The sequence below is a fragment of the Sphingopyxis sp. 113P3 genome, assembly GCF_001278035.1.
In the GTDB taxonomy this organism is placed as follows: domain Bacteria; phylum Pseudomonadota; class Alphaproteobacteria; order Sphingomonadales; family Sphingomonadaceae; genus Sphingopyxis.
Genome location: NZ_CP009452.1, coordinates 3,919,844 through 3,930,560, shown reverse-complemented (window position 1 = coordinate 3,930,560; position 10,717 = coordinate 3,919,844). Strand labels below are relative to the sequence as shown.

Genomic DNA, 10,717 nt, shown 5'->3' with positions numbered 1-10,717 from the left:
TTCATACATCCCTTGCCCAACCGCGACGGCAATAGAGCACAGGGGCTAACTGCAAGCGGTTTTGACTTTGGCAGACTGCAAATTGCGCCTGCGCATCGCGTGCCGGCTCGATACGCGATACGTGATGCGCCAGCATGAAACCCGATCGAAACCAGTTCGAGCCCGCTCACAGCTTTTCTGCCTTCTCGACGGTGATGCGAACGTATTTCCGGCCCCAGAGGATCGCGACGACGGACAGCGGCGCGAAGATCGCCAGGGTGATCGCGATCGCGTGGCCGATGCGAACCGAGTCCTGCAGCACATGCTCCGAGATCACCGCGGGCAGGAGCGCGCCGAAAGTCGATCCGAGCAGCGCGACGACCATCAGGAAGAACAGGCCCGAAAGTCGCCCGCGCATGTTGGGAGGCGAGATCGTCTGGACCTGCGCCGCGGCGATCCCAAGGAAGTTGACCGTAAGGCCTTTGGCCAGACCCACCGCAGCGAGAAAGAGCGCCACGCTGTCGGACATCAGGCCGAAGAAGACGAGCGGCCCGGTCAGAATCAGCACCCACATATAATAGGTGAGATGCGCGTCCTTGCGGCCGCTTGCATACCAGCGGTCGATGGTCCAGCCGGCCAGCAGGAGCCCGCCGATCGCGGGGATGCTCTCGACCAGGCCGAGCGCCAGCCCGTATTCGGCCGGGTTCAGCTTGAAGAAGCGCGACATATAGGCCGGTGACCATTTGATGATGCCGCCCGTCACGATATTCATCCCGCCGAACACGATGCTCAGCGTCAGCACCACCTGCCAGTGCGCGCGGATGAAGCCGAACAATTCGGACCAGGACACCCGCTCGTGCCCATGCGCGCCATGCCGCGGCGGCTCGGCGAACGGCACAATCAGCAGTGCCAGGAGGATGCCAGGCAGTCCCGTCACGATGAACGCGAACTGCCACGGCTTGATGTCCCCAAGCAGCGGCACATTGACATGATCGAGATGCAGAAGCGAATTGACGATCCACCCGCCGATCACCAGCGCGAGTCCGGTGCCGAGCAGATTGCCCATCGAATAGATCGACATCACCGTGGCCAGCCGGCGCCGCGGAACCGTGTCGGCGATGATCGAGTGAGCGCTGGGATGCAGCGGCGATTCGAACAGGCCCACGGCGGCGCGGGCAAGGAACAGCCAGACGAACCCCGTCGCCAGACCGCATGCCGCCTCGGCAAAACCCCACAGGATGACCGTGCAGAACAGGATCCACTTGCGCGGGTAGCGATCGACCAGATAGCCCATCGGCAGGCCGCCAAGGCCATAGGCAGCGGCATAGGCGACGCCCATCAAGAGGCCCATCTGCGTGTCGGTGAGGTCCAGCGATTCGCGGATCGGATCGATCAGCATCGCGATCAGGTTGCGGTCGATCACCGCGAATACGCAGTAGACGAGCAGCACCGCGACGAGCGCCGCGCTTCGCAGCGGGGATGCTGCAGTGCCGGATGGCGCGCCCGCTGTCCCGGGTGACACGATTGCAACCATCAATTCATCCTCGATTGGGGGACGAACACGGGTCGCGGTCCGCCATTTTGCTGCTGATCCATGGCAGCGGCAACCGACGCGGCGCTCAGCGGTGCCGCCGGCCGCACGGGAAAAGGCGTGATCGCGCGCTCATCGCACAGGCGTGCGAGTTCGGCGAGGAGCTCGCCCTGGCGGCAGCTCGCCTCGCCGAGATGAGCCGGCCGCGTGAACATCGCCTGCCAGTGCAGCGTCAGGCTCTTGGCCCGAGCCGCGCCGATGTCGAGCGTGCCTGGATGATCGGCCAGGCAGATATGGCCGAACGGCTGCAGCATCGCGATGTAGCTCTCCCATGATCGTTTGTTCGTGTACATGCTGATGATCGAGCGGGGTGCCGGGCAACCCAGTTGCCGCACTTGTTGCCATAGGCAAATCCGATGGCCGACGACGTGATCCGCCCCGACGTGCAAGAGCCATTCGCGCGATTGCGGGCTGCCGGCGGTGGCAATGATTTCGACGGCGGGATTGCGGCGCGCCAGTTGGACTGCGAGCGAAGCGACCGCGCCGCCACCGCCGTTGATCAGGATCACATGGCCGGGGCCTGCCCGGTCGATCGAGAGATGGTCGTACAATGCCTCGGCAGCGGTTAATCCGGCCAGCGGCATCGCCGCCGCCTGTTCGGCAGCCAGACCGGTTGGCGCACGACCCGCAATTCGCTCATCGACCAGCTGAAACTCTGCAAACGAGCCCGGGCGCTCGCTGGCACCGGCATACCAGATCCGCTGTCCCGGTACGAAGCGGCGCACGCCGGTGCCGGTTTCCTCCACCACCCCGACTGCCGACCAGCCCAGCACCGCGCCGGTCGGGTCGAGCAGGGGCCGTGCCGCGCGGCGCTTGCGATCGATCGGATTGAGCGATGCCGCCTCGATCCGTACCAGCAGGTCGCGCGGTGCCGTCGCGGCTGGACGCGCCATCTCGACATCCTCCAATATCGCCTCCGCGGCGCCAGCTTGGCGGCGGCACAGGACGGCACCCATCATCACCGCGCGAGGCACCATGACGCCGTGAGGTCGGCAACCTGCGCTAGCTGATCGGGCAAGCAGTAGAGATAGTGTGAAGCGCCGACGACGCGGTGATTCTCGACTCGATCGCCACCGGCGGCGCTCCAGCGCGCCACGTCGCTGGGGAAGATGCCGGCGTCGGCGGTATATTCGAGCTGCAGCACCGGGACCGTCGTGCGGGCGAGGTTGTCCGGCCCGTCGGCATTGGAGAGCAGCGACCATTGGCTGAGCCACGATGTCAGTGTGGTGAACCGCGCGAGATTGTTAGCGGATAGATTCGCCTGCTGGGGCGTGTCGCCCCGGTTGCCGCCAGGCGCGCGATCATTGGCATCGAGCGTCCGGTCGACGAAGCGCGGATCCGCATAGGTGCGGTGAACGACGAACGCCTCGTCGCGGGCGCCGCCGGGCCGCGCGCGCAAGACCCGCAATCGTTCGAGCGCCCATTCGGTGATCCGCTCGCTTCGCGCCCGCTGTGCTGCGCGAACTCTCGCCACAAACTCGCGTGGGAAGGGTGGGGCGTTGCCGCAGGCGTAGATGTCGAGGGTGCTGTCGCTGCGATCCGGGTCGCGCTCGTCGACCACTGCGGCATCGATATAGGTCGTCATCAAGGTCGACCTGCCGGGGTGACCGGCGAGGAGCACGAGGCCGTCCGCGGGCGGTAACTCGGCAGGAACGAGATCGACCGGATCGCCGGCGGGCGTATGCGTGATCGTGATGCGCTCGGCCTGCGCCTGATAAAACGCGGTCAGCGACGCCCCGCCGGAATTTCCGAGCAGGACGACGCGATCGAAGCCCTGTTCACGCAGATAGCGGACACCCGCCCCAACATCCTGAATGGCGTGTTCCATGATCAGCACCTGATCACCGCCTGCATAACGCGTATTGAGGGCGAGCACCGCCAATCCGCGCGCATTGAGCGGATCGATCAGATAGTGGCTCATCATGTTGCTGGAGGGATGGACCAGAATAGCAGCGGTTCGTGCGCCATCGGGTTTTGCGAACATGCCGTAGATGCGCGGTGCGTTCAGTTGCAGCCCCGACTGGGTCTCGAACGTAGCGCCGATACGGATCGGCAACGCCACGTGGCGCCGTTCGATCACGCCCCCCGGCCCATATGCTGGGCGCCGGCCACCCCGGTCACGCTGCCGCTTCGGCGTTTGCTGCGTCCGACTGCAGCGTGACGCCGCGCTCCATCATGTCCGCGATGCTGGCTTCGCTGACGCCCGCCTCGCGAAGCAACTCGACGCTGTGCTCGCCGAGTCGCGGCGGGGGACGACGGATGGACGGCTGTGATTCACTCCAGGTGCTGGGAATTCGTATCTGGCGGATCGCACCTTCGGTCGGGTGGTCGACGACAGGCAGGTAGCTGACGGCCGTCAGATGTTCGTCTTCCATCAGCGTGTCGAGGTCGTGCAACGGAGTGACGGGAATATCCGCATCGAGCAGGGCTTCGAGCCATTCGGCGTTCGTGCGGTCGAGCATCGCCTCGGAGACATAGGCATAGAGTTCGTGTGCGTGATCGGTGCGGGTGCCGATATTGGCGAAGCGCGGATCGGTGCGGAAGATTTCGCCTTTCCCGACCAGTTCCATGAAATTGCGCCAGTGCTTGTCGGTGTAGATAATGCAGCAGATGCGGCCGTCCTTGGTCCTGTATGGGCGGCGTTCCTTGGTCAGCGTCCGCTTATAGCCGGCGGGACCGAGCGGCGGCTCGAAGGTCTTGCCGCCCATATGGTCGCCAAGAACCCATTGCGCCATCGTTTCGAACATCGGCACTTCTATCTGCTGGCCGCGTCCCACCTTCTCGCGATGGATCACGGCGGCGAGCAGAGCGACGGCGCTGGAAACACCGACCGCGCGATCGTTCATCGCCATCGGCACATAATGCGGTTCTTCAGAGCCTGCCTGGACCAGCATCGACGGAAGGGCGGTGACCCCCTGGATCAGATCCTCGTACGTCGGTCGCCCGTCATAAGGGCCGCCGCCGCCATAGCCGACCAGGTTGACGAGGATCAGCCTGGGATTGCGCGCATTCAACGTATCCCAACCGAAGCCGAGCCGATCGAGCGCGCGCGTGCGCACATTGGTGACCAGAGCATCAGCGCCTTCGACCAGCTTTAGGAAAGCCTCCTTTCCTGCGGGATCCTTGAGATCGAGCACGATGCTGCGTTTGTTGCGATTGGCGTGAAGGAACACCCAGCCCATATTTTCGCCGCGCATCGGCGTGACATGACGCGTGGTGTCCCCTTGGGGCGGCTCGACCTTGATGACGTCGGCGCCCAGGTCTCCGAGGATCTGGGTCGCGAAAGGCCCCATTACGACCGAACTCAGATCGATGATGCGAAGGCCATCGAGTGGCGGTGCCGAAGTCATATTTCTCTCCCAGGATCGTTGTCGGGTACCAGCACGAGGCCCTCCATCAGCCGGCGTGCTGTGCGGTAGGCGACGGCGCTTTCGGTTCTCATTTCACCGTCATGTGTCGTCATGTTCGCCGCCACCGAAACCACGCCCGATGGCGTCCCTATGCGCAACTCACCGCGTTGACGGGCTGCCGGAAACATCGCGGCGCTGACTATGGTGGCGGGGATGACAGCGGCGACCGCCGTACACAATGCCCCGGTCAGGGGGATCGCACGGTGCGCCTGCCCCATGGAAATCATGCGTACCGCGAGGTCCATCGCCTCCGCGTTCAACTTGCCCCTGTCCAGGGTCGGCATGTCCACGGGCGGTGCGACGACCGCTATCTTGGGACTGGATTGCGAAGCGCGGCTGATCTCATCCGAAGTTCTTCCAAGCCCCATGCGTACGCCTGCGGCGGCGCGGATCGATTCCAGCCGCTGCTTGGTGCGCAGATCGGCATCCAGCTCTCCCGGGAGTTCAGCGCCGGTCAAACCGAGATCCTGGGCAGCCACGAACACGCAGGGGTTGGCCGCATCGATCAGGGATGCGGCGATCGTACCGCCCGGAGCGATGCGTAACATGTCGACGGCATGGCCGGATGGTAGCAGCCGGCCCGTGCGACTGCCGTCCGGATCAAGGAAGGCGAGGCGGATTGGCGCGCCGCTGCCGCTCACGCCCGGAATGGTCAGATCACCGTCGTAGCGGGCGTGGCCGGCGCGAAGCGGGACGCGTGCGACGATGATCTGCCCTGTATTCACGGCATGGATGCGGACCTCGGCGTACTCGCCGCTGCCGACAACCAGGCCTTCCTCAATGGCGAACTGCGCGGCGGCGGAGGCCAGATTGCCGCACGTGCCGCCATAGTCGACGAACTCGCTTTCCACCGCCACCTGGGCGAACAGATAGTCGATATCGGCATCTTTGCGCGTCGAAGGGCCGATAACGACCGCCTTCGACAGGGAGGAAAGCCCGCCGCCCATTCCGTCAAGCTGGCGCCCATAGCGATCCGGACTGCCCAGCGCGCCCAGGAAGACCGCGTTGCGCCCGGCGATCTCCACGGGAATGTCGCGTGCGTGGAAGAAAAGCCCTTTGCTCGTGCCGCCGCGCATGAACACCGCAGGAACCGATCGCAAGCCGCTCGCCATGACCTCAGGCTGCCGTGCCGACCGAAAGCTTCGCGCGGCGCTCCTCGAATTTCTGGTCTCGCTGCGCCAGCCCCGCATGCGCCTCCGCGGCGAGCTTGGCCATCTTCTCCGGGCCTGCCGTCTGAAAGGTAAGCTCGAGGCGGATGCCGTTCGGATCGAAAAAGTAGATCGAATCGAAAATCTTGTGATCGACGATGCCGAGCACGTCGATCCCGTTCGCTTCCAGCCTCTCTTTGGCGGCGATCAGCTCTGCCCGCGTCGCGACATTCAATGCGAGATGATTGACCCAGGGTGGCGTTGCCGGATCAGGCGTGCAGCCCTCGTCGTCCAGCAGATCGAAAAAGGCGAGGCAGCCGCCGTCCTGCATCTGGAAAAAGATATGGAAATAGGGGTGATATTCGCCGGTCGAGGGTACGTGATCGTGATAAACGGTGTGCACCAGCGGCATGCCCAGCAGATCCTCGTAGAAGTGCCGCGTCTCTTCCGCATTGCGACAGCGATAGGCGAAGTGATGGAGCGACTGGACAGGGTTGGCGGGCGCGTTCATGCCATCACCTCCGCCGCGTCATGTCGCGGCGCCAGGTCCCAGCGCCGCATCCAAGATCCGATTGCTTCAACCGCCAGCGGAAAGGCGTGGGGCTGACCATGAAAATAATGGGTCATGCCCTTGAGCGGGAAGAAGTCGACGAGATGCGGCGGCACCGCGTCGCGGATCGCATAGCCGTGCACCATCATCGTGCCCTGATCCGCCGTCATGGGCATAATTCCGACGGGCACCGAGACATGCGGCAGGTTCTTCAGGCTGTCGCCGTTCGAGTATGTAGGGCTCCAGGTGCTTAGCCAACTGCGTAACGTGGAGAAGCGTCCCATGGGTCCCGGCGCTTCGTTGGCGGCCCGGGGATCGCCCCAGATGGTGCCGACGGAACGGTCGTCGGGATCTATGGTCAGGTCAAGGAAACGTGGATCGGCGACCGTGCGGTGCGTGATGAACGCCCGGTCACGGATACCGGCCTCGCCGAGACGCTTCAGTTCGGCGACGACGAAATTCTCGATGCGCTGCACGCGCGCGCGCTGCCGCAGTCGATATTCTGCGAGCCATCCACGGTCGTAAGGCGGTTCCCGGCCAGCTGCGTAGAGATCGAATTCGGGGTCGCGTCGGTCGGGGTCGCGTTCGTCGATCACCGAGGGATCGATGAACTCCTGGTACAGCTGGCTTCGGGACGGACTGGCCGCGATCAGCAGCAGCGCGTCGGCCGGTGCGAGGCTGCGGCGGGTTAGATCGGGCGGGTCGCCCGCAGGCGTGGCGGTGATTGTGGGATGCTCCGCCTGGCGTTGATACAGCGACACCAGCGGACCGCCCCCGGAGAAGCCACAAAGCACGACCTTCTCCCAGCCGTGCCGTTCACGTACCCAACGTATTGCCGCATCGATGTCGAGCAGACAGTTTTCGAGGATTACGACGGCGTCGTTACCGGCATAGCGGGTGTTCAAACCGAGAATGGGTGTCCCCGATGCCGCGATCGGCTGAAGCAGGTGATGCCCGTGAAAATTCGACATCGGGTGGACGATGATGATGCCAACGGCGGATCGCTGTCCGGCGACACGGACCAGATTGCCGTAAACGCGGGGGTAGAGCCGTGCGATCCCTGAATGCAGCTCGAGGCCCGACTGCGTGGTTCCAGCTTCGATCGGGATGGCCTGAAGCAATTCTTCTAGCGGCACAAAATCCCTCCAATTACGTATTGTGAAATCAGATATTCTTATCAGAGATTGCGCAGCGAGGCGACTGATGTCAAGTTGCCATTTGCGTCCGATTGGAAAGAGAGATGAGATGGCCAGCAGCTACGACCATATTCTGTACGAGGTGGCGAACGACGTCGCGCATGTGATCCTGAACCGGCCAGAGAAGCTGAACGCCCTCGGTATCGGACTTGGCTCCAGCCGTGACGAGATCGCCCGCGCGCTCACTCTTGCCAGCGAGGACGACTCTATCGGTAGCGTTCTGATCCGCGCCAACGGCCGGGCATTCTGCGCCGGTGGCGATCTCAGCCGGATCGGCGGAAAAACAACGCCGGATACCGCTCGGGAAAATCAGATATTCAATGAGGAAATCATTCGCTTCAACGAAATCGTGCGGCGCGTTCGCAAGCCGGTGATCGTCGCTGTCCACGGCCTTTGCCTTGGCACAGCGATGGGATTCGTCGCGCAGTGTGATTTCGTCTTGGCCGCAGACAACGCGCGGTTCGGCCTTATCGAGGGCCGGATCGGGCATCCGGGCGCTTCCGATCTCGTGCCCGTGATCGGCGCGGCCTGGACCAAATATCTCATCTTCACCGGGGAGATGATCGATGCCTGGCGCGCGGAACGGATCGGTCTCGTTCTGTCGGTTGAGCCGGCGTCGCAGTTATTGGCACGCGCAGTGGATTTGGCCGAAAGACTGGCGCGGATGCCGCGCGAGGCAATCCACCTCAACAAGGCCTGCATCGAAACGGTTCTCGAAAGCAGCGGACGCGCGGCAGGCCGTTTCGCCGGCCGGGCGCATGACGCGATCACCAAGACGATGAGCGCGATGGCGAGGGCTCCCGATGGGCGCTTCTTCGAGGACATTCTGCGTGAGGAAGGGGTGGAGGGGCTGAAATCGGCGCGTGCCGGGCAATATACGACGCCCTGGCTTCCTGCGGTTCAGCCCGGAAGCACCGAGCGCTCGATCGACGAGTCCAACGCCTCGTAATCGCTATAGCCTAACGTTGCATAGAGTTCGGCGCGCGTCTGCATCTCGCCGAGCCGAGGCTGCGCGCTGCCCGCTGCGGCGATCGTCTCATAGAGCGATTCCTGCGCACGTGCTGCGACGCGAAGCGCGCTCACCGGCCAGATGACCATGCGATAGCCCATGGCGGCGAATTCGTCGGCGGTAAAGAACGGCGTCTTGCCGAACTCAGTCATGTTGGCGAGCAACGGTGCGTCCACGCGCGCGGCGAAACGCCGGAACATGTCGGCGTCGTGCAGTGCCTCCGGGAAGATGGCGTCCGCGCCGGCGGCGAGATACAGTTTCGCGCGGTCGATCGCAGCGTCGAGACCCTCGCTCGCCACGGCATCGGTTCGCGCGACGATCACCATGTCCCGGCGTGCCTTTGCCGCTGCCGCGACCTTGGCGGCCATTTCATGCGCATCGGCCAGCCGCTTGTCGCTCAGATGTCCGCATTTCTTGGGCAGGAGCTGGTCTTCGATCTGCACGCCGCCAGCACCGGCTTCCTCGAAGCGCCGGACCATATGCATAACGTTGAGCGCTTCGCCAAAACCGGTGTCGCCATCGACCAGGATCGGGAGATCGCTGGCATGGGCGCACTGCCGGATGTGGAAGCAGAGATCGTCGATGGTGGTGATGCCGAGATCCGGTAGTCCCATCGCCGCCGAAACTGCCGCGCCCGACAGGTACAGCGCCTCGAAACCGGCACGCCCGGCCTGCAGTGCGGACAGGCCGTTATAGACGCCGGGCATTCGAAGGATGTCGGGACGCGCAAGGCGCGATCGTAGCCTTGAACCCGCCGACTGGTGGTCGCGGGCGGCGGCGACAAGCGTCACCATCAGCGCTTCACGTCGATGACGACGCGGCCGCGGGTCCGGCCGGCCAGGATCTGCGCGGAGAGTTCCGGCAGCCGGCTCATGGCCTCGATCGTGGTCATGCTTGCAAGCAGACCAGTGTCAAGATCTCGAGCGAGGCGGTTCCATGCGCGGTGCCGCCTCTCCGCCGGCGCCATTACCGAATCGATGCCAAGCAATGCCACGCCGCGCAGAATATGCGGCAGGACGGTTCCCGGCAGATCCGCGCCCCCGGCGAGGCCACAGGCCGCGACGGCACCGCCATAGACGGTCTGCGAAAGGACCGTGGCGAGCGTTGTGCTGCCGACCGAATCGACCGCGCCGGCCCATCGCTCCTTCTGCAAGGGCGGTCCCTTTTCCTCCAGCTCCTCGCGGGTCACGAAGCCGCTCGTGCCCAAGGCCTGTAGATATGCGTGGGTCTCCGCCCGGCCGGTCGAAGCGGTGACGCGATGGCCGGCTTTCGCCAGCAACGCGATTGCTATCGAACCCACGCCCCCGGCCGCGCCGGTGACCAGCGTTTCCCGCTCGCTCTTCCGCACGCCCCAGTTTTCGAGCGCGTCCACGCATAGCGCGGCGGTATAGCCGGCCGTACCGATCGCCGCCGCCTGCTCCAGCGAAAAGGCCTCTGGAACGCGCACCAGCCATTCAGGCTTCACGCGCTGATAGCGGGTGAAGCCTCCCTGCTCGGTCTCCGACATGCCCCAGCCGTTGACGGTCACCCGATCGCCCGGTTTCCAGTCGGCCGACCGCGACTCCACTACCGTGCCCGCAAGATCGATCCCGGCGATCATGGGCAGGCGCCGTGCGATCCTCTTGCCCTGTACGGCCAGCCCGTCCTTGTAGTTGAGGCTTGAGAATTCGACTTCGACCAGAACGTCATTGTCGGGCAGATCACTGGAGGTCAGCTCGCGAAGCGCGGCGGCCTGCTTGCCGTCGACCTCCTCGATCACGATGGCACGAAAAATGTTCGTCATGGCATCCTCGGCAACGGTGTATCCCCGTTCCCGATTATAAATAGTATGTCT

The 10,717-nt window shown here is 64.2% G+C and carries 10 protein-coding genes; 1 reads left to right on the top strand and 9 read right to left on the bottom strand.

Annotated elements, in window-relative coordinates:
* Positions 1-166: 166 nt before the first annotated feature.
* The 7 genes from LH20_RS19025 to LH20_RS18995 all read right to left on the bottom strand — a co-directional run bounded on the left by LH20_RS19025 (position 167) and on the right by LH20_RS18995 (position 7,814).
* Positions 167-1,513 carry an MFS transporter gene (locus LH20_RS19025; protein ID WP_053555584.1) on the bottom strand — a complete coding sequence of 449 codons (1,347 nt, stop codon included), beginning with the start codon at positions 1,511-1,513 and terminating at the stop codon, positions 167-169.
* The gene (locus LH20_RS19020) at positions 1,513-2,463 is read right to left on the bottom strand and encodes an alcohol dehydrogenase catalytic domain-containing protein (protein ID WP_144423616.1); all 951 of its coding nucleotides are present in this window, start codon (positions 2,461-2,463) and stop codon (positions 1,513-1,515) included. Before LH20_RS19020 ends, LH20_RS19025 begins: the two co-directional genes overlap by 1 nt.
* Positions 2,464-2,528: 65 nt before the next feature.
* A complete protein-coding gene (locus LH20_RS19015) occupies positions 2,529-3,650 on the bottom strand; it encodes an alpha/beta hydrolase family protein (protein ID WP_053555582.1) in 1,122 nt (373 codons plus the stop codon).
* Positions 3,651-3,687: 37 nt separating this feature from the next.
* Positions 3,688-4,920 carry a CaiB/BaiF CoA transferase family protein gene (locus LH20_RS19010; RefSeq protein ID WP_053555581.1) on the bottom strand — a complete coding sequence of 411 codons (1,233 nt, stop codon included), beginning with the start codon at positions 4,918-4,920 and terminating at the stop codon, positions 3,688-3,690.
* Positions 4,917-6,092, bottom strand: a complete 1,176-nt coding sequence (locus LH20_RS19005) for a 2-methylaconitate cis-trans isomerase PrpF family protein (RefSeq protein ID WP_053555580.1) — start codon at positions 6,090-6,092, stop codon at positions 4,917-4,919. The genes LH20_RS19010 and LH20_RS19005 overlap by 4 nt, the downstream gene beginning before the upstream one ends.
* Before the next feature lie 4 nt (positions 6,093-6,096).
* Complete coding sequence (locus tag LH20_RS19000) at positions 6,097-6,639, bottom strand: VOC family protein (RefSeq protein ID WP_053555579.1); 543 nt, start codon at positions 6,637-6,639, stop codon at positions 6,097-6,099.
* Positions 6,636-7,814 (bottom strand): alpha/beta hydrolase, encoded by a 1,179-nt coding sequence (locus LH20_RS18995; protein ID WP_144423615.1) that lies wholly within the window; start codon positions 7,812-7,814, stop codon positions 6,636-6,638. Before LH20_RS18995 ends, LH20_RS19000 begins: the two co-directional genes overlap by 4 nt.
* A gap of 109 nt (positions 7,815-7,923) precedes the next feature.
* On the opposite strand from LH20_RS18995, the gene LH20_RS18990 reads away from it, so the two are divergent.
* The gene (locus LH20_RS18990; RefSeq protein WP_053555577.1) at positions 7,924-8,823 is read left to right on the top strand and encodes an enoyl-CoA hydratase/isomerase family protein; all 900 of its coding nucleotides are present in this window, start codon (positions 7,924-7,926) and stop codon (positions 8,821-8,823) included.
* On the opposite strand, the gene prpB is transcribed toward LH20_RS18990, so the two are convergent.
* Positions 8,775-9,677 carry a methylisocitrate lyase gene (prpB, locus tag LH20_RS18985; protein WP_053555576.1) on the bottom strand — a complete coding sequence of 301 codons (903 nt, stop codon included), beginning with the start codon at positions 9,675-9,677 and terminating at the stop codon, positions 8,775-8,777. The two genes, LH20_RS18990 and prpB, sit on opposite strands and share 49 nt — an antisense overlap.
* Positions 9,677-10,642, bottom strand: a complete 966-nt coding sequence (locus LH20_RS18980; protein ID WP_321164219.1) for an MDR family oxidoreductase — start codon at positions 10,640-10,642, stop codon at positions 9,677-9,679. Before LH20_RS18980 ends, prpB begins: the two co-directional genes overlap by 1 nt.
* Positions 10,643-10,717: the final 75 nt, after the last annotated feature.